Source organism: Amycolatopsis sp. NBC_00348, assembly GCF_036114655.1.
In the GTDB taxonomy this organism is placed as follows: domain Bacteria; phylum Actinomycetota; class Actinomycetes; order Mycobacteriales; family Pseudonocardiaceae; genus Amycolatopsis.
In genome coordinates, this window is record NZ_CP107994.1 from 688,321 (window position 1) to 706,915 (window position 18,595).

18 protein-coding genes are annotated in these 18,595 nt (G+C 72.8%); 4 read left to right on the forward strand and 14 right to left on the reverse strand.

From position 1 onward, the window contains the following. Positions 1-42: 42 nt before the first annotated feature. Positions 43-705: a hypothetical protein gene (locus OHS58_RS03325; RefSeq protein ID WP_328647080.1), complete on the forward strand. Its 663-nt coding sequence runs from the start codon at positions 43-45 to the stop codon at positions 703-705. Positions 706-800: 95 nt separating this feature from the next. Continuing rightward, positions 801-1,478 carry a GNAT family N-acetyltransferase gene (locus tag OHS58_RS03330; RefSeq protein ID WP_326951913.1) on the forward strand — a complete coding sequence of 226 codons (678 nt, stop codon included), beginning with the start codon at positions 801-803 and terminating at the stop codon, positions 1,476-1,478. Between the two features lies 1 nt (position 1,479). Here the strand turns inward: OHS58_RS03330 and OHS58_RS03335 are convergent, their stop codons facing one another. From OHS58_RS03335 to OHS58_RS03370, 8 genes are all read right to left on the reverse strand, one after another. Continuing rightward, positions 1,480-1,914 (reverse strand): hypothetical protein, encoded by a 435-nt coding sequence (locus tag OHS58_RS03335; protein ID WP_328647081.1) that lies wholly within the window; start codon positions 1,912-1,914, stop codon positions 1,480-1,482. A 107-nt stretch (positions 1,915-2,021) separates the two neighbouring features. Next, positions 2,022-3,443 (reverse strand): APC family permease, encoded by a 1,422-nt coding sequence (locus OHS58_RS03340; RefSeq protein WP_328647082.1) that lies wholly within the window; start codon positions 3,441-3,443, stop codon positions 2,022-2,024. Between the two features lie 98 nt (positions 3,444-3,541). Next, a complete protein-coding gene (locus tag OHS58_RS03345) occupies positions 3,542-4,819 on the reverse strand; it encodes a sensor histidine kinase (protein ID WP_326951367.1) in 1,278 nt (425 codons plus the stop codon). 133 nt (positions 4,820-4,952) lie between these two features. Continuing rightward, a complete protein-coding gene (locus tag OHS58_RS03350; protein WP_326951916.1) occupies positions 4,953-6,392 on the reverse strand; it encodes a carboxylesterase/lipase family protein in 1,440 nt (479 codons plus the stop codon). Then, on the reverse strand, positions 6,389-7,771 hold the full coding sequence (locus tag OHS58_RS03355) for an FAD-binding oxidoreductase (protein WP_328647083.1): 1,383 nt from the start codon (positions 7,769-7,771) through the stop codon (positions 6,389-6,391). The genes OHS58_RS03350 and OHS58_RS03355 overlap by 4 nt, the downstream gene beginning before the upstream one ends. Positions 7,772-8,083: 312 nt before the next feature. After that, complete coding sequence (locus OHS58_RS03360; protein ID WP_328647084.1) at positions 8,084-10,273, reverse strand: xanthine dehydrogenase family protein molybdopterin-binding subunit; 2,190 nt, start codon at positions 10,271-10,273, stop codon at positions 8,084-8,086. Then, entirely contained in the window at positions 10,270-11,232 is a 963-nt protein-coding gene (locus OHS58_RS03365) for an FAD binding domain-containing protein (protein WP_328647085.1), read from the reverse strand. Before OHS58_RS03365 ends, OHS58_RS03360 begins: the two co-directional genes overlap by 4 nt. Continuing rightward, positions 11,219-11,671 carry a (2Fe-2S)-binding protein gene (locus OHS58_RS03370; RefSeq protein ID WP_247064444.1) on the reverse strand — a complete coding sequence of 151 codons (453 nt, stop codon included), beginning with the start codon at positions 11,669-11,671 and terminating at the stop codon, positions 11,219-11,221. The genes OHS58_RS03365 and OHS58_RS03370 overlap by 14 nt, the downstream gene beginning before the upstream one ends. A 202-nt stretch (positions 11,672-11,873) precedes the next feature. On the opposite strand from OHS58_RS03370, the gene OHS58_RS03375 reads away from it, so the two are divergent. Beyond that, positions 11,874-12,479 carry a TetR/AcrR family transcriptional regulator gene (locus OHS58_RS03375; protein ID WP_326951362.1) on the forward strand — a complete coding sequence of 202 codons (606 nt, stop codon included), beginning with the start codon at positions 11,874-11,876 and terminating at the stop codon, positions 12,477-12,479. Positions 12,480-12,683: 204 nt separating this feature from the next. On the opposite strand, the gene OHS58_RS03380 is transcribed toward OHS58_RS03375, so the two are convergent. Next, the gene (locus OHS58_RS03380) at positions 12,684-13,091 is read right to left on the reverse strand and encodes a histone-like nucleoid-structuring protein Lsr2 (RefSeq protein WP_247054381.1); all 408 of its coding nucleotides are present in this window, start codon (positions 13,089-13,091) and stop codon (positions 12,684-12,686) included. A gap of 559 nt (positions 13,092-13,650) precedes the next feature. Here OHS58_RS03380 and OHS58_RS03385 point away from each other — a divergent pair. Continuing rightward, the gene (locus OHS58_RS03385) at positions 13,651-14,064 is read left to right on the forward strand and encodes an STAS domain-containing protein (protein ID WP_328647086.1); all 414 of its coding nucleotides are present in this window, start codon (positions 13,651-13,653) and stop codon (positions 14,062-14,064) included. Positions 14,065-14,092: 28 nt separating this feature from the next. Here OHS58_RS03385 and OHS58_RS03390 read toward each other — a convergent pair whose 3' ends face one another. The 5 genes from OHS58_RS03390 to OHS58_RS03410 all read right to left on the reverse strand — a co-directional run bounded on the left by OHS58_RS03390 (position 14,093) and on the right by OHS58_RS03410 (position 18,579). Continuing rightward, positions 14,093-14,524 carry an ATP-binding protein gene (locus tag OHS58_RS03390; protein ID WP_247054377.1) on the reverse strand — a complete coding sequence of 144 codons (432 nt, stop codon included), beginning with the start codon at positions 14,522-14,524 and terminating at the stop codon, positions 14,093-14,095. A 77-nt stretch (positions 14,525-14,601) separates the two neighbouring features. After that, positions 14,602-15,957: an MFS transporter gene (locus OHS58_RS03395; protein WP_328647087.1), complete on the reverse strand. Its 1,356-nt coding sequence runs from the start codon at positions 15,955-15,957 to the stop codon at positions 14,602-14,604. Between the two features lie 22 nt (positions 15,958-15,979). Further along, positions 15,980-16,891, reverse strand: coding sequence for an amidohydrolase family protein (locus OHS58_RS03400; RefSeq protein ID WP_328647088.1), 912 nt, complete (start codon positions 16,889-16,891; stop codon positions 15,980-15,982). A gap of 9 nt (positions 16,892-16,900) precedes the next feature. Beyond that, a complete protein-coding gene (locus OHS58_RS03405; protein ID WP_328647089.1) occupies positions 16,901-17,923 on the reverse strand; it encodes an amidohydrolase family protein in 1,023 nt (340 codons plus the stop codon). Positions 17,924-18,003: 80 nt separating this feature from the next. Then, positions 18,004-18,579, reverse strand: a complete 576-nt coding sequence (locus OHS58_RS03410) for a TetR/AcrR family transcriptional regulator (protein WP_328647090.1) — start codon at positions 18,577-18,579, stop codon at positions 18,004-18,006. Positions 18,580-18,595 lie beyond the last annotated feature (16 nt).

Consider the following 18,595-nt stretch of genomic DNA (forward strand, 5'->3'; position numbering starts at 1 on the left):
GACCGGCGTGCCCGAGACTGCGCCGGGGCCGAAGGAGGCCCGATGGCGGGTTCCCCCTGGACGTGCGCGCAGTGCGGCGCGGTCAACGACGCCGCCGCGCAGCGGTGCGGCACCTGCGCGAGCCTGGCCCCCGGCCGGGCCCGCGCGCGGGCGCTGTGGGTGCTGCTCACCCTGATGGTGGTCGCCGCCGTCGCGGTGACCGGCGTCCTGCTGTTCGCCGGGCGCCCGAAGCCCTCCCCGGCCGCGTCCGGGCCGTTCCCGCAGTACACGACACCCGCGGTGCCGACGACCAAGACGGTCGTCACGACCGCGAACGGCGTCACCCCGCCCGCCCCGCCCGCGCTGTCCGCTCCGTCGTCAACGTCGGCCCCGCCGTCGACGTCGTCCACCCCGGCCGGGAAGCCGTGCCCGGGTGACGCCGCCCGCTACCTGCCCGGCGGCGCGGGCACGGCGCTGCTCGTGGGGGAGACGGTCAAGTCCGTCGTCACGGTCTGCAAGACCCCCGACGGCCGGATCTTCTACGACGGCCAGGCCCGCGGGCAGGGTGCGTCGGACGACACCCACATCACGCTGCCGGCCCAGCCCTCGGGCGACGGCTTCGTCGCGGTGAACGGCCAGTACAGCTACCAGGTCGGCGGCGGCAGGCTCGTGGTGTCGGACGGCGGCCAGGTGCTCTCGGACGACGAGCTGACCACGGTCGGCTGAGCGCGCGCTCACGATGTGGGAGCGGCGGCGCGCGGCGGGGCTTTCGACGCATCCTGGCGGGTGATCACCCCGAGCCGGAACCCCCGAGGTAGCGCATGTCTTCTCCGCTGGACAACCCGACCTGGACGTCGCTGGCCGGGCCGCACGCCCGCTTCGCCGAGCGGCAGGGGCGCGTGCTGCGGTACCCGGAAGACGTCGCGCCCTTCCTGGGGCTGCCCGACGACCCCGGGGAGCAGGACTGGCGCGACGTCGCGACGCTGGGCGGGCCCGGGGCGACCGTGGTCGTCGCCTCCACCTTCGCCCGGCCGCCTGCCGGGTGGGAGGTGATCGAGGCGCTCCCGGGGGTGCAGCTCGTCGACGAGGGGGTCGCGGCCGCCGAAGACCCGGAAGCCGTGCGGCTGGGGCCCGCGGACGTGCCGGAGATGCTCGACCTCGTCGCGCGGACGCAGCCCGGGCCGTTCCGGAAGCGGACCGTCGAGCTCGGCACCTACCTCGGGATCCGGCGCGAGGGCGCGCTCGTGGCGATGGCCGGGGAGCGGCTGCACCCGCCCGGCTACACCGAGATCAGCGCCGTCTGCACCGACCCGGCGTTCCGCGGGCAGGGCCTGGGGACGCGGCTCGTGCACGCGGTCGCGTTCGGCATCCGCGAGCGCGGCGAGACGCCGATGATGCACGCGGCCGCGCGCAACACCTCGGCGATCCGGCTCTACCGGTCGCTCGGGTTCGTCCTGCGGCACCGGCCGGACTTCGTCGCGGTGCGGGTGCCGGCCTGAGTCAGGCGCCGGTCGACGAGCCGGGCCGGACGATCATCAGCACGGTGACCGCGGCCCAGAGCAGGTTGAACACGCCGGTCGTCATGCCCAGCCGGCCCACGGTGCCCGGCGTGGGTGCGGCCAGCTGACGCCGCTGTCCGGGCAGCACCACGAACGCCAGCACGGCGGCCGCGACCGCGGTCAGCCCGATGGACACGATCAGCCACGGGTCGCCCATGACGTGCATGGTGCCCGCGACGCCGAAGCCGAACACCGGCACGGCGATGGCGACGTAGGCGTAGACGCGGCAGATCCGGTGCAGCACGGTCACCGTGGTGAGATCGCCACCGGCGGCGACGCGGCGCACGGCCGCGGGGAACATGCTGGCCGCGACGGCGACCGGGCCGACGGCCAGGATCGCCGCCAGGACGTGCACCGAAAGCAGGAACTTCGACACGGAACTCCTCGGTCGTGCGGGGACGAGCCGAAGTTATCGGCCCGCCCGCGACACCGGGAGTGGCTGGAATGCCAGATAGCGCCGGGATCTGGCCAACGCCCGCCGGGTCAGCCGTCGAGGTCGGCCAGGCCCGCGTAGACGTCCGGTCGCCGGCGTCGCAGCCAGGCCGCCAGGGCCAGCCCGGCGACCAGGGCCACCGCCAGCAGCCACGGCAGCAGGGCGATCGCCGGCGCGTCGGAGCCGGCGAGGGTGGGGAAGTTGAGGATCGCCAGGGTCGTCACGGCGATCAGGCCGAGGCCGCCGAGCGCGGGCGCCACCGCCGTGCGCCAGAGGCGGGGGTCGCGCCGGCGGCGGAAGAACGCGACCACGGCGATCCCGGCCATGGCCTGCAGCGTGATGATGCCGAGCGTGCCGATGCCGGTCATGCTGGCGGTGAGGTCGGCCAGCGGGTCCAGCCCGGCCAGCGCGTAGGCCGCCGCGATCGCCGTGGCGAAGAGGATCTGCGTGCCGCTGGCCACGTACGGCGCGCCGTTCCCGGGGTTCGTCCGGCCGAGGACGGCGGGCAGCACGCGGGCGCGGCCGAGCGCGAACAGGTACCGCGTCGCGGAGTTGTGCAGCGCCAGCAGCGCGGCGAACAGGCTGACGACCAGCAGCAGCATCATCACGTCGGTGAGGACCGGGCCCAGGTAGGTGCCGCTGATGGAGAACACGAGGTCACCCGCCGAGAGGTGGTCCCGCGCGGCCGCCCCGGCCTGCTCGACGCCGGTCGCGCTGACGACCGCCCACGTCGTGACCGCGGCGAAGACGCCGATCAGCACGATCGCGGCGTAGGTCGCGCGGGAGATCGTCCGGTGCGGGTCGCGGGCCTCCTCGCTGAACAGGCCGGTCGCCTCGAACCCGACGAAAGCGTTGAAGGCGAACAGGAAGGCGATCCCGGCCGAGCCGGAGAACACCACGCCGGGGTGGAAGGCGTGGACGTCCAGGCCGGTCCGGACGGCGATCGCGACGTCGAGCACGAGCAGGATCGACACCTCGAGCACCAGCGACACCCCGAGCACCTTCGCACTGACGTCGACCCCGCGCCGCCCGAGCGCGAACACCGCGACGGCCGACACGAGGCTCCACAGCGGCCACGGCGTGTGCCACCCGAAGACCTGCTCGACGACGTTGGCCGTGAAGAACCCGCTTGTGCCGACCGCGCCGGCCACGAAGCAGTTGTAGCCCAGGAGCGCGACGAGCGCCGCGACCAGGCCGAGCGGGCGGCCCAGCCCGCGCGTGACGTAGCCGTAGAACCCGCCCGCGCCGACGACGACCTTGCTCATCTGGGCGTAGCCGACACCGAAGAGCACCAGGATCACCGCGGCGAGCAGGAACGCGCCGGGCATGCCGCCGCCGTCGCCGAGGGCGATCCCGAGCGAGGCCACGACGATGATGCCGGTGAGCGGGGCGACCGCGGCCAGCACGAGGAACACCACCCCCGGCGTGCCGAGGGCGTCCCGGCGCAGGGCGCCCGCTTCCGATCCGGCCATGGACGTCTCCTCCGCTGCGGCACCGATGCCCCGGCATCGTGCGCCGCGCGGCGGCCCGCGGTCTTGCCCGGCAGCGCAAGGCCGTTGTCGCGGGACGCCTAGCTCGGCACCCACAGGGTGACGCGGGTGCCGCGGCCCGGTTGCGAGTCGACCGTGCCGCGGCCGCCGACCTCGGCCAGCCGCGCCATGATGGACTGGGTGATGCCGAAGCCGGGCGGGCGGTCCTGGACGTCGAAGCCCTGGCCCTGGTCCCGCGCGACCACGGCGATCCCGCCGTCGCGTTCCTCCACACGCAGCACGACCTGCTTGGTCCCGGAGTGCTTCACGGTGTTGCGCAACGCTTCCCGGACCGCCTCGCACATCGCGGTCCGGCGGTCCTGCGAGAGCTGGTCGTCGTCGGCGAAGTCCGCGGCGACGAGCTGGGTGCGCAGGCCGTCGCGGGCCATCTCGGTCGCGACGTCGGCGAGCTCGACGGCGAAGCCGCGCGACGAACCGGACTGGACGGGCTCGGTGATCTTCCGGCGCAGCTCGGCCGCCTCGGCCTTGGCGACCGAGCGCAGCTCCTTGAGCCGGGCGACGGCCTGCGCGTCGTCGCCGGGGGCCGAGATCGCCAGCGCTTCGAGGGTCTGCAGGACGCTGTCGTGCATGATGCGCCGGGTCCGGTGGCGCTCGGCCTCGCGCCCGCGGCGCAGCCCGATGTCGAGTGCGAACCGGGTGCCGACGCCGAGCAGGATGAGGATGCCCGCGCCGAGCACGATGGCGACCGCGAGCGCGATCATGCAGCCGACCGACCGGGTCAGCACGAGCGGGTCGTCCAGCGGGAGGCCGCCGGCCAGGGTGAGGGCCGAGCGGAGCGGCAGGGCCGCGGCGAACAGCCAGAGCGCCGTCGGGATGCCGGAGGTGCCCGCCCACATCGCGACCGCGCCGACCAGCCACGTCCAGGTGACGTCGACGGCGAACGGCTGCACCGCGGCCGGGGCGCTCACCGCGACGGCGAAGTTGAGCGCCACGCCGATCGCCAGGTCCAGCGCGAGGGCGCGGCCGGTGACGCGGCCCCGCAGGCCGCCGGCCCGCAGCACCCACACCACGGCGGCGGTGTTGACGACGACGGCGAACACCGTGGCCGAGAGCACCGGGCCCAGCCCGAGGGAGCCGTTGGCGGCGGTGTACCCGATGAACACCTTGATGAACGTCGCGATCCGGTAGGCCAGCGGCACGACGACCCAGTAGCGCGAGGCCCGCGCGAGCGTCGCGGCGCCGACCGCGGCGAGGTCGGCCCCGTCGGCGTCCGGGTCCGCCGTCTCCACGGGCGTGCCGTTGCGCAGCAGCGTGCGGACGTACGCGCGCGGCGGCGCGCCAAAGCCCGCCTCGGGCATCGATGTCCCCATTCATCCGGCCGTCCGGGCGGCCTGAGCCTGACAGCGCGGCCAGGGCACAGTCAACCGTCCGGCTGACAAGTCTGCCCTGGTGGACCAAAGCCCGCCGTACGAGCGGGCGGCCGGGACGTGATCAGTAGGTGGCCCCCGCGTGGAATGTGGTGTCCTCGCCGGTGTAGGCCAGCCAGCCCGGCGAGCCGGTGGTGGCGAAGCGGTACCAGGCGCCGTTCAGGTCGTGGGCCAGCTGCCGGGGCGCGTGCTCGCCGAGGAGGCCGCGCGGCCCGGACAGCACGTCGAGCGCGTCGAAGACGAACGGCAGCTCCAGCCCGTGGCACGCGCCCAGCCGGCCGTCCATCAGCGGGGAGCGCCACTCGAACTCGTAGCGGTAGGTGCGCCCGGCGTGGTTCTCGGCCAGGTCCCGCACCGAGTCGCGGAAGACCAGGTCGGTCAGCGCGTCGACGAGCACCTCGCCCGCCACGCGGTCGCCGCCGAGGCCGTAGCGCTGCAGGACGCCGGCCGGGTCGGGGTGCGACACGGCCAGCGACGCGACGGCCTGGTCGTCGGTGACGGCTTCGAGCACGCCGGTCGGCACCAGGTAGAGCCGCATCTCCTCGCGGCAGCTGCCGACGATCAGGTCGACGCCGGCCCCCGCGCCCGCCTTGATCGCCTTGCCCGGGTGCTGCGGCAGCACGTCGTCGCCGACCATCGGCAGGAACGGGCTGATCCCGTAGCCGCGGTCGTAGCCCAGCGCGTCGCGCAGGTCGGGCGCGCCACCCGGGCGCAGCACCGCGTCCTGGGCGTCGAGCAGCTGCTCGGTCGACACCTTGCGGAACGCCTCGGCGGTCGCCTCGACGCGCAGCTCGTCGGCGACGACGCGGGCGAGCCGCCGCGCCTCGACGACGCCGCGCACCATGTCGGGGTGTCCACTTTGGACGATGGCCCGGCGGAACAGCCCGGTCGCGAGCGGCGAGGCGAGCAGGCACGCGACGCTCACCGCGCCGGCGGACTCGCCGGCCAGGGTGACGTTGTCGGGGTCGCCGCCGAACGCCGCGATGTTCTCCCGCACCCACCGCAGCGCCGCCAGCTGATCGCGCAGGCCCAGGTTCGTCACGCCGCCGTCCAGCGGCAGGAACCCGTCGACGCCGAGCCGGTACTGCACGGTCACCAGGATCGCCCCGGCCCGCGCGAACGCCGTGCCGTCGTAGACCGAGGCCGAGCCGGTGCCGCCGATGAACGCGCCGCCGTGCACGAACACGAGCACCGGCAGCCCGGCCGCGCCGGGGTCCGGCGTCCAGACGTCGACCGTCAGGTACTCCGGCCCCGGCCGCCAGCCGGGGCCGACGATCGGGCCGAGGTCGAGGCCCGGGAAGTCGCGGTGGCGCTGCGGGGCGGTCGGCCCCGGTCTGCGCGCGTCGCGCACGTCCTCCCACGGCGGTGCCGGCACGGCCTCGGCGAACCGCAGCTCGCCCTCGGGCGCGGCGGCGTACGGCACGCCGCGGAACCGGGCGACGCCGGCGGCGGTGAGCTCCCCGCGGACCGCGCCGGACGTGGTGGGGACGACGGGCTCGGTCATGCGGGGGTCCCTTCGTGGAAAACCTTGCCGGGGTTGAGGATCTGGTGCGGGTCCAGCGCCCGTTTGACCGCGCGGTGCAGCTCGAGCACCGCCGGGCCGAGCTCGCGCGTCAGGCCGGATTGCTTGAGCAGGCCGACGCCGTGCTCCCCGGTGACCGTGCCGCCGAGGTCGAGCGCGTCGGCGATGATGTCGTCGAACGCGGCCTGGGCGTTCTTGCGCGCGGTCTCGTCGCCGGGCGGGGTCACCAGCAGCGGGTGCAGGTTGCCGTCGCCGATGTGCGCGATGTTGGCGATCACGACGTCGTGGCGCAGCGCGGCCCGGTCGATCCGCGCGAGCATCTCGGGCACGGCCCGCGTCGGCACGCAGACGTCCTCGGTGAGCACCGGCCCGAGCCGTTCCAGCGCCGGGTAGGCCAGGCGCCGGGCGTCGAACAGCGCGTCCGCCTCGGCCTGGTCGGTCGACTGGGCGGCCCACGTCGCACCGGCCTGTTCGAAGCATTCGAGCAGCACGGCGGCTTCGTGTTCGCCCTGCGCGCCGGGTGCGTCGGTGCGCCCGAGCAGCACGACGTTCGCGTCGGTGCTCAGGCCCATGTTCTTCCACGCGTCGACCGCGGCGAGGCAGTGCCGGTCGACGAGTTCGAGCGCCGAGGGCAGCACGCCGCGGGCCGCGACCGACGCGGCGGCCTCCCCGGCCGCGACCGTCGTGTCGAAGTAGCCGGCCACCGTGCGCTCGGCGGCCCGCGCCGGGCGCAGCCGCACGGTGATCTCGGTGATGACGCCCAAGGTGCCTTCGGAGCCGACCATCAGCCCGGTCAGGTCGTAGCCCGCCACGCCCTTCGCGGTGCGGCGGCCGAGCCGGACGAGCTCGCCGGTGCCGGTCACGACCTGCATCGCCAGGACGTAGTCGCGGGTGACGCCGTACTTGACGCAGCAGACGCCGCCGGCGTTGGTCGCCACGTTGCCGCCGATCGTCGACCACGGCGAGCTCGCCGGGTCCGGCGGGTACCAGAGCCCGCGCTCGGCGCAGGCGGCGCGCAGGTCGTCGTTGACCACGCCGGGCTCGACGACCGCGAGCCGTTCCTGCTCGTCGATCTCCTTGATGGCGCGCAGCCGGTCGGTCACCAGCACCACGCAGCCTTCGACGGCGTTCGCGCCACCGGAGAGCCCGGTGCCGGCGCCGCGGGTGACCAGCGGCGCGCGGTGCCGGATGCACTGGCGCACCACGGTCTGGACCTCTTCGGCGGTGTGCGGCCGGACCACGACGACGGGCAGCGCGCAGGGCGCCCATTCGGCCTCGTCGTGGGCGAAGCTGCGCAGCACGTCCGGGTCGCGGACCAGGCGGTCGGCCGGCAGGGCGGCGGCCAGGTCGTCGATCAGCATTCTCGGGGGACTCCTCGGTGTCGCCCGTCAGCCTAGGACTGTGGAGGGGCCGCGTCATGGGCGAATCGGCCCGTGATCGTCGCGGAAGGGTAACGGCGGGGCCGGCTGTCCCGGAGAGGTGAGTCCTGGTGCGCAACTCAGCAGATGGACGTGACTTTCCGGCACCGCTCGGTGACACCACGCGAGGTCGCCGGACCGGCGCCCGGCCGCGATGTATCCTTTGTGGACACACTTGCTGCCGTACCGCGGAAACGACGACGGCCGCTCCCGGACGACGTCGAGCGTGTCATCGGGGAGCGGCCGCCGGGATCGCTACTTCGACTGGGCCTCCGCCAGCAGGTCCTCGATGGTGATCGGGATGTGGCGGACCCGGACGCCGGTGGCGTTGTACACGGCGTTGGCGACGGCGGCGGCCATCCCGACCGTGCCGATCTCGCCGAGCCCCTTGGCGCCCACGGCGTTGTGCAGCGTGTCCGGGTATTCGACGAAGTGGACGTCGACCTCCGGGATGTCCGCGTTCACCGGGAGCAGGTAGCTCGCGAAGTCGCCGTTGGCGAGCCGGCCGTTCGCCTCGACCTCCAGGCCCTCGTGCAGCGCGGCCGACACGCCCCAGATCATCCCGCCCATGAGCTGGCTGCGGGCCGCCCGCGCGTTGATGATCCGGCCCGTGTCGAAGACGCCGAGCATCCGCGACACCCGCACCTCTCGCGTCCACTTGTGCACGCGCACCTCGCAGAACTGCGCGCCGAAGGAGCTGAAGGAGTGCTTCGTCAGCTCCTCGCCGGGAGCCGACGAGCCCGTGACGTCCAGCGACGTCCGGCCGACGGCGCGCAGCAGTTCGCCGAACGTCATCGACTTCCCGTCGGCCAGCACGCGGCCGTCGGCGTAGGTGACCTCGGCGCCCGCGAACGGCGCGCCCGGGTCGGCCGCCAGCGCCACCAGCTCGTCGATGGCCTTGGTCGCGGCGATCATGATGGCCGTGCCGACGCTCGCCGTCGCGGTCGAGCCGCCGGAGAGCCCACCCGGCGGCAGCGACGAGTCACCGAGCTTGGGCACGATCTTCTCCGGCGCGATGTCCAGCGATTCGCCGCCCACCAGGGAAAGCACGGTCAGCAGGCCGGTGCCGGGGTCCGCGCCGCTCGTCGCGACGACGGCGGTGTCGTCGGCCTGCAGGGTGATCCCGACGGTCGTCGGGAAGCGCAGGGCCGGGAACATCGCGGTGGCCGTGCCGAGGCCGACCTCCCAGTCGCCGTCGGTGTGCCCGTGCGGCTTGCGGTGCTCCCAGCCGAACCGCTGCGCGCCGATCTGGAAGCACTCGTCGAGGTGCTTGCTCGACCACTGCAGGTCGTGCCCGGGCGGCGCGGTCGAGTTGTTGCGCATGCGCAGCTCGATCGGGTCCATGTCCAGCGCGACGGCCAGCTCGTCGATCGCGCTCTCCAGCGCGAACGACCCGGGTGCCTCGCCGGGGGCCCGCATGAACGTCGTCGGCGGGATGTTCAGCGGCACCACCTTCTGGCTGATGTGCAGGTTGCGGGTGGCGTACCACTCGCGGGACGTGCCGTGCGACGTCGGCTCGACGAACGCGCGGTGGATGTCGGTGCTGCACCAGGAGTCGTGGCGCAGGGCGACGAGCGTGCCGTCGCGTTCGGCGCCGAGCGTCATCTTCTGGACCGTCGCCGCGCGGCCCGCGGTCGCGGTGAACACCTGCTCGCGGGTGAGCGCGGCCTTCACCGGCCGGTCGAGCGCCCGGGCCGCGGCGGCGGCGAGGAACGCCGGCGCCGAGGTGCGGCCCTTGCCGCCGAACGCGCCGCCGACGTACGGGTTCAGCGCGTGCACGGCCGCGACGTCCAGCTGCAGCGCGCTCGCCAGTTCCTGGGCCTGCAGGTGCGCGCCCTGGTTTCCGCTGTAGACGGTCAGCTCGCCGTCGTCCCAGACCGCGACGGCCGAGTGCGGCTCCATCGCGGCGTGGTTCTGGGTCGCCGTGTGGTAGGTCGCTTCGACGATCACCGGGCTCCCCGCCAGCGCGTCGTCGAAGGATTCGACGCCGTCTTCGAGTACCTCGAACGTCGACGGGGTGCCGTCCCGGCCCGGCGGGGCGTCCTCCGCCGCGGCGAGGCCGTCTTCCAGCGACGTCAGCGCCGGCTTGGCGCGGTAGGTGACCTCGACGAGCATCGCCGCGTCGCGGGCCTGCTCGAAGGTCTCCGCCACGACGAAGCCGATCGCCTGGCCGTAGTAGGCGACTTCCTTGTCCTGCATGGGCACCCACGTCTCACCGAACAGCGGCGAGACCGGGGTGCGCAGCTCCAGCGGGTCGAACGGGGAGTACACGCCGAGCACGCCGGGCGCGCTCTTCGCCGCCGTGACGTCCATGGCTTCGAGCTCGGCGTGGGCGGCCGTGCTGAGCACGACGTAGCCGTAGACCATGCCGGGCACGTTGTGGTCGGCGCCGTACTTGGCCCGGCCGGTGACCTTCACCGGCGCGTCGAGACGGGCGGCGGTCATCGGGCGGTCCCCTCGGTCAGCTCGAGCAGGGCGCGGATCAGGGTCCGCTTCAGCAGCGGCACCTTGAAAGCGTTTTCGGACAGCGGCCGGGCGCCGTCGGCCGCGCCGGACACGGCGGCCTCGAAGGTGGCCTGCGTGGCGGGCTTGCCGCGCAGGGCGTCCTCGACGGCGGGCAGCCGCCACGGCACCGTGCCGACGCCGCCCGCGGCGATCCGGGCGTCGGCGATGACGCCGTCCCGGACGTCCAGCGCGACGGCGGCGGAGCACAGCGCGAACTCGTAGGACTGCCGGTCGCGCACCTTGACGTAGGTGGAGTTCGCCGCCCAGGCCAGCTCGGGGACGACGACCTCGGTGATCAGCTCGCCGGTGCGCAGGTCGTTCTCCACCTCGGGCGTGTCGCCCGGCAGCCGGTAGAACTCGGCCAGCTTCACCGTGCGGGTACCGTCCGGGCCGGCCAGCCGCAGCTCGGCGTCGAGCGCGACCAGGGCGACGGCGACGTCACTCGCGTGCGTCGCCGCGCAGGAGTCGCTGCTGCCGAGGATCGCGTGCATCCGGTTGGCGCCTTCGAGCGCCGGGCAGCCGCTGCCGGGCACGCGCTTGTTGCACGGCGTGGCGACGTCGCGGAAGTACGAGCAGCGCGTGCGCTGCAGCAGGTTCCCGCCGATGCTGGCCATGTTCCGTAGCTGCTGCGACGCGCTCAGCAGCAGCGCGCGGGAGATCGCCGGGTACACCCCGGGGTGCGTGGCGATGTCGCTCATCCGCTCGAGCGCGCCGAAGCGCAGCCCATCGGTGGTGTCGATGCCGCGCAACGGGACGTTGTTGATGTCGAGGACGTGGCGCGGGGTGAGGACGTTCAGCTTCATCAGGTCGACGAGCGTCGTGCCGCCGGCGAGGAAGGTGCCGGGCGTGGCGAGGGCGTCGTCGAGGGTGGTGGGCGCGGTCAGCTCAAAGGGACGCATCGACCCGCCTCGCCTGCTGGACCGCCGCGACGATGTTCGGGTAGGCCGCGCACCGGCAGAGGTTGCCGGACATGAACTCGCGCACGTCGGTGACGTCCTGCTCGACGGCCGCGACCGCCGACATGATCTGGCCGGAGGTGCAGAACCCGCACTGCAGCGCGTCCTGGTCCACGAAGGCCCGCTGCACCGGGTGCAGGTCGTCCCCTGTGGACAGTCCTTCGACGGTGGTCACCGGCTGCTGCACGGTGGCGGCGAGGGTGAGGCACGAGAGCACGGGCCGGCCGCCGACGTGCACGGTGCAGGCGCCGCACTGGCCCCGGTCGCAGCCCTTCTTCGGGCCGGTGACGTCGAGGCGCTCGCGCAGCGCGTCGAGCAGGGTCACGCCGGGATCGACGTCCAGGTGCTCGGTACTGCCATTGACTTCGAGTGAGATGTCCACTGGTCTCTTTCCGCGGATCGTCCGGGTGGGGAGCTGGCGGCGTGGTGGGAGCGTGGTGTACCGGATACTCATCCGCTTCACCTTTTCGCGAGGTTAGCGGATTACAATCCGGCTCGCAACGAACCCGAAAGCTGGAGTTGCTCCAGGCCGGGGCGGCGCTGCACTAGATTACCGGCGAACGGATCCACCACCGGGAGGGACGATGACGAGCGGCGCGGCAGGCTCTACGGGTTCCGTCAGCCCCCGGCGCGCCGACACCCGGCGCAACCACGAGCGCATCCTCGTCGCGGCCGGCGAGTCGCTCGCCGCGACGGGCGAGGTCTCGTTCAACGCGATCGCGAAGCACGCCGAAGTCGGCGTCGGCACGGTGTACCGGCACTTCCCGACGCCGGAGGCGCTGATCCTGGCGGTCTACGAACGAGAGGTGCGCCACCTGGTCGACGTCGTCCCGGTGCTGCTGGAGAAGTACGCGCCGGCGGAGGCGTTCCGCGTCTGGGCGACGGACCACCTGGCGCACTACATGATGACGAAACGCGGGCTGGCGGACGCCCTGCGCGCGGCGACGGCGTCACGCGGCGAACTGCCGGCGAGCGCGTACGAAGCGATGGTCGGCGCGGTCTCGACGCTGCTGGCGGCGACCACCGAGGCGGGCGTGGTCCGCGCGGACCTGGATCCGGTGACGGTGCTGCGGGGGCTCGGCGGGCTGCTGCACCTCGACCCGAACGGCCAGTGGCGGCGGGACGCGGCGGCCCTGGCGGATCTGCTGTGGCGCGGAATGGCCGCGCCCGGCGCGGCGGCCCGCGGCTGAAATCCACCGGCATTCACCCGCGGTGAGCTGGGAAATGACAACGGCTGTCCGGTTGGCGTTTCCTGAAACAGCCGAGCCCGGAAACGACCGAGCCGGAATCAGGTGGCCGGCCGGAAGGATATCCACCGGCGGCGAGTGAGCAGTGTCCTCGCCGCCGGTGGATCGGCCTTCGTGATCGCTCCCCAGAGATCGGCCGGCACGGCACTACTTCTTCGCGGCGGCGACCTTCTTGCGCGGCGCCCGCTTGCGCGCCGGCGCCGGGGCGGCGGCCTGCAGCTGCGCCTCGTCGTAGGCGTTGACGATCTCCGAGGACAGGCGGCCCCGCTCGGAGACGTCGTAGCCGTTCTCGTTGGCCCAGGCGCGGATCGCGCGCGAGCGCTCGCGGTCGGCCGAGCTCGCCGCCGTCGACTGGCCGGTCGCGACGCGCACCTTGCGGCCACCGGTCTTGCGGCCCGCCGCGATGAACCGGGAGAGCTCCTCGCGCAGCGCGGCGGCGTTCTCGTCGGAAAGGTCGATCTCGTAGCTGACGCCGTCGAGGCCGAACGGAACGGTGTGGCTGGCCGGGCTGCCGTCGATGTCGTCCAGCATTTCGACGAGGACCTTCTGGGCCATGGGGCTGCTCCTTGAACGTTGGTGTCCGTAGTGCGACTGTGACCGAACGCACGATAAATGCCCGATCCACTGTGGAGCGTAGCAGTCGACATACCGACGCGTACGTTGTCGATCGAATGAGCTAATCAAGTGTCGATATAATTCGCTCTTTGTCTCGGGGAAACGACGGGGACGGCCGGATGCCGTCGTTTCGGTACGTCGAACTCGAGCGAGCGCACATCGGTCCTTTGTGGACCACCGGGCCGTCGTGGTCCGGAATCGCCGACGCCGGGAAGGGCGCGGCGGGTTTCCGCTGATGACGCTGCGGTGAACGGAGAGTGAACAGCCCGACCCGGCGCGTAGGACCGGGCGTGCGCGGGCGTCCGGCGACACGCCGCTGTGAGCTGTTGCGCTGAACGGGTGACACCGCCGCGGGCCCGGGAGTGCGGTACGGTCGGCCGGCAGCGGTTCAACCGGCAGCCGTCGCACCCCGAGACCCACGACCCCGTCAGGGGCCGGTGTGGGACTGGACTGGTGCACGAGCGGTTTGGCCTCACGGTTCCCCCAGGAGGCTTCGCCTATGACCATGATTCCGCTGCCCCGGCCCAGAGACCCCGCAGGTCAAGCGGCCATCGCGAGTTTCGACGTGCTCACCACCGCCGACGCCGCCGTGCTCTCGGCCACCGGCGAGCTCGACATCAGCGTCACCGATCACCTCGCCGGCCTCATCGAGCGGGAGCTCGCCTTCCGGCCGCGCGCCCTGGTCGTCGACGCCTCGGCCGTGACGTTCTGCGCCGCCCGGGCGCTGACCGTCCTGCTCAACTCCGCCGCCGACGCCCACGCGGCCGGCGTGCCCTTCGCCGTCGTCACCCGCAGCCGCGCGGTGCTGCGCCCCCTGAGCGTGCTCGGGCTGGAGCGCGTCCTGCCGCTGCACGCCGACCTTTCCGAGGCCCTGGCCTGGCTGACGCTGCTGCCGGACCTCACGACCGGCTAGCTCGGCCCCGCTCGCTGCTTCGAACTAACTAACTCGCCCGCGGGCAGGGCTCTTCCGTCTCCGCGCAGCGCAGGCGGCCCCACACGAGCTTGCCGTCGTCGTGGTGGCTGACGCCCCACGCGAGGCACAGCTGGTCGACGACCCGCAGGCCGCGCCCGCCGTCCCGGCCGGGGACCCGCAACCGCGGTTCCCCGGTGCCGACGTCGGCGACGGCGACGGTCACCTCGCACGGCCCGCAGGTGCAGCGCAGCCGCAGTTCGACCGGCCCGCCCGCGTGCAAGTAGGCGTTGTCCAGCAGTTCTCCGACGATCAACAGCGCGTCCAGCCGATGCAGGTCCCCGAGCGCGGTCATCCGCGACTCGGCCCACATCCGGGCATCGGCGAGACCTGACGGGTCGGTGCCGGCCACGTCCAGGGTCTGCCAGCCTGGCTGGTCCGCCGTGGTCCAGTTCACAGGCACGATGTGACTCCTCCCGAGGGCGCGCGCCCGGGGGCGCGACGTCCTCTACCGAGGAGGGTTACCCGGGCCGGCGGCGGTTACCCGCGAATCGGCACATCGGGTTCCGCCCGGGTGACGGCGGACGGGCGGGTCCGCGGGCCGAACACGGCCAGGACCACCGCGCCGACCAGCCAGGTCCCGGCGATGAAGAGGAACACGCTCCGATAGCCGCTGCCGGCGTAGAGCGCGGCCACGATCAGGGGACCCGCCGCGTTCGACAGCCGCCCGAGCCCGTAGGAGACACCGGTGCCCAGCGACCGGCTCCGCGTGTCGAACAGCTCGGGGGAGTAGGCGTAGCCGAGGGCGGTGTAGCCGCGTTCGAACAGGTTCACCAGGAACCCGAAGACCACGATCAGGACCGGGTTGAAGGTCAGCCCGTAGAGCAGGCCGCACAGCGCGATGACCGTGCCGAAGGCGACCAGGCACCACTTGCGTTCGAACCGGTCGGTGACCAGGGCGGCCAGGTAGGACCCGAGCGGCGCGCCGACGGTCGTCAGGGCCACGTAGAAGACCGACTTCTCGACGCTGAAGCCCTCCTGGGCCAGCAGTGTGGGCGCCCAGCTCGAGTAGCCGAAGAAGCCGATCGTCTGCGTCACCCACACGACGGTCAGCAGCAAGGTGGGGTACAGGTACTTCTTCTGCAGCAGCAAGCGCAGCGGCGCCTTCGTCACCGGAGCTTCTTCGACGGGCGGTTCGGGCTCGGGCAACGGCCCCTGCTCCGCCGCGACCTGCTCTTCGATCTCCCGCAGGATCCGGTCCGCCTCGGCGTGGTCGCCGCGGCTCTCGTGCCAGCGCGGTGACTCCTTGAGGCGCCGGGTGAAGAAGACGAGCAGCACGCCGAGCGCGCCCCACAGGTAGACCAGCCGCCACGACCAGTCGTTGATCGGCACCACCGCGCTGGCGATCAGGTTGGTGACGGGGGTGCCGCAGATGCCGATCACGATCGCGTAGGCCTGGTACTTGCCGCGGCTGGCGGCCGGGTACAGCTCGTTGACGTAGATGACGGCCACGACGGTCATCGCCGAAAGCCCGGCCGAGGTCAGGACGCGGAACACACCGAGGGAAACGACGTCCCACGAGAAGACGGCGGCGAAGGAGAAGACGCCGAACCACAAGGTCGTCCACAGCAACGCGCGTTTGCGGCCCCAGCGGTCGGCGAGGCCGCTCGCGATGACCGCGCCGAAGAACATCCCGACGAACGACAGCGACGTGACGTAGGCGACCTGGTCGACCGTCACGCCCCACAGCTTGATCAGCTTGGGCGCGGTGGTGGCGAAGCTGTTGATGTCCGCGAACTCGAAGAAGTAGGCGAACGAGACGGCCAGCAGGGTGATCTTGTGGAACCGGGAGATCGGCAGGCGGTTCAGCCGGTTCAGGGAGTTGGCTTGCTGCATGGGAGTTCCTGTCGCTCAGGCGTCAGTCATTGCCGGGCCAGTACAGGTGCGCCGGGTTGGCCACGAGCAGCTTCCGCTGCTGCTCGGCGGTGACCGCCACTTGCGGCACGTAGTCGACCAGCAGGCCGTCGTCCGGCATGTGGCCCAGGAGGTTGGGGTGCGGCCAGTCGCTGCCCCACAGCACGCGGTCGGGGAACTCCGCCACGACGCGCCGGCCGAACGGGACGACGTCGCGGTAGGCGTGCCGCTCGCCGCCGAGGGCGGGCGGCCCGGTCACGGTCAGGCGCTCGGGGCAGCTGACCTTGACCCAGACGTCGTTGCGCTCGACGAACCGCAGGAAGCGGCCGAACTCCCGCCCGCCGACCGGCTGCGTGACGTCCGGCCGCCCCAGGTGGTCCACGACGAGCGGGGTGGGCAGCGAGCCGAAGAACCCTGCCAGCTCGGGCAGGTCGACGCTCTCGAAGTAGAGGACGATGTGCCAGCCGAGCGGCGCGATCTTCTGCGCGATGGTGGCCAGCGCTTCGTGCGGGGCGGCGTCGACCAGGCGTTTCACGAAGTTGAAGCGCACGCCGCGCACCCCCGCGGCGTCGAGTTCGCGCAGCTCGCGGTCGCCGACGTCCGGCCGGACGGTCGCGATCCCGCGCGCCCGGCCGCCCGCCGCGCGGACGGCGTCGACCATGGCGGAGTTGTCCGTGCCGTGGCAGGTGGCCTGGACGATCACGTTGCGCGAGACGCCGAGGTGGTCGCGCAGGGCGAAGAGGTCGTCCTTGCCGCCGTCGCACGGGGTGTACTTGCGTTCCGGAGCGAAGGGGAACTCGGCCTGCGGGCCGAAGACGTGGCAGTGCGCGTCGACGGTGCCGGGCGGCAGCCGGAACTCCGGCTTCGACGGGTGGGCGTACCAGTCGAGCCAGCCGGGGGTTTTCGGTTCGGTCATGGGGCTTCCTCACCGGCCTTGGCGCGTCAGCAGGGCGTCGAGGCGGGGGTAGACGGCGCGGGCGTTGTGCTCCCGGATCGCGGCCAGGTCCTTTTCGGACAGTTTCGCGGCCTCGACGTAGCGCCGGGTGTCGTCGAAGTGGTGGCCGGTTGACGGGTCGACGTCGCGGACGGCGCCGATCATCTCCGAGGCGAACAGGATGTTCTTCGCCGGGATGACGTCGAACAGCAGGTCCGAGCCGGGCTGGTGGTAGACGCAGGTGTCGAAGAAGACGTTGCCCAGCAGGTGTTCTTCGAGCGGCGGCTTGCCCAGCGCCAGCGCCAGGCCGCGGAACCGGCCCCAGTGGTAGGGCACCGCGCCGCCGCCGTGCGGGATGATCAGCCGCAGCGTGGGGAAGTCCGCGAACAGGTCACCCTGGAGCAGCTGCATGAACGCGGTGGTGTCGGCGTTGAGGTAGTGCGCGCCGGTGGTGTGGAAGGCCGGGTTCACGCTCGTGCTGACGTGGACCATCGCCGGGACGTCGTACTCGACCATCTTCTCGTAGACGGGGTACCACGACCGGTCGGTGAGCGGCGGCGCCGTCCAGTGGCCGCCGGAGGGATCGGGGTTGAGGTTCAGCGCGACGGCGCCGTACTCCTCGACGCACCGCGTCAGCTCCGGGACGCAGGTGGCCGGGTCGGCGCCGGGGGACTGCGGGAGCATCGCGGCCGGCGCGAACCGCCCGGGGTAGAGCGTGCTGACGCGGTAGCAGAGCTCGTTGCAGAGCGCGGCCCACGCCGACGACGTCGCGAAGTCCCCGACGTGGTGGGCCATGAAGGACGCGCGGGGCGAGAAGATCGTCAGGTCGATGCCGCGTTCGTCCATCAGCCGAAGCTGGTTCGGCTCGATCGTCGCCCGCAGTTCGTCGTCGCTGATCCGCAGGTCGGCGCGGTCCGGCGCGGGCCCGCCGGCCAGGGCGGCGACCTGCCGCTCGCGCCAGGCGGCCAGTGCCGGCGGCGCGGTGGTGTAGTGCCCGTGGCAGTCGATGAGCATGACTCGCACCCTAATCGTCGATGAAATTGTTGACAATATCTACGACGAAAAGGTCTACGGGAAGCGACCAGAGGTGGGGTTCAGTCGAGGTCGAGCAGGGGGGCGGCCATGCGGTCGACGTACGCGCCGAGCGCCTCGCGGTCGGCGGCGGTCAGGGCCTTCGTGCCCACTTTGCCGCGCAGCACGGCGATCCCGGTGATCACCGCGGCCAGCAGTTCCGCGCGCAGCTCGCGGTCCGAGCCGCTCAGGCGCGGGGCCAGCTGCTCGCCGAAGGCGCGCTCGATCCGCTCGCGCACCACGGCCCGGATCATGTCGTCGTTCGCCGCCGTCACCAGGCCCGAGAGGTCGCCGGGATGCTGGGCGCCGACGTTCAGGGCGCGCTCCAGCAGGGCGCGGGGGAGATCCTTCAGCGGGGCGTCCGCCGTCACGGTGTCGGCCGTGTCCCAGCCGCGGCCCGCGGCCTCGGCGAACAGCTTTTCCTTCGAGCCGAAGTAGCGGTAGACCAGCGCCTGGTTCACCCCGGCCAGCGCGGCGACGTCCCGGGTGCTCGTGCCCTCGACGCCGTGCTCGCTCAGCAGTGTCCGAGCGGCGGTCAGCAGTGCTTCCCGGGTGGCGGCCGCGTCGCGGCGGCGTGCGCGGGGTGCCGCGGTGTCCATCGCCGATCTCCGTTCG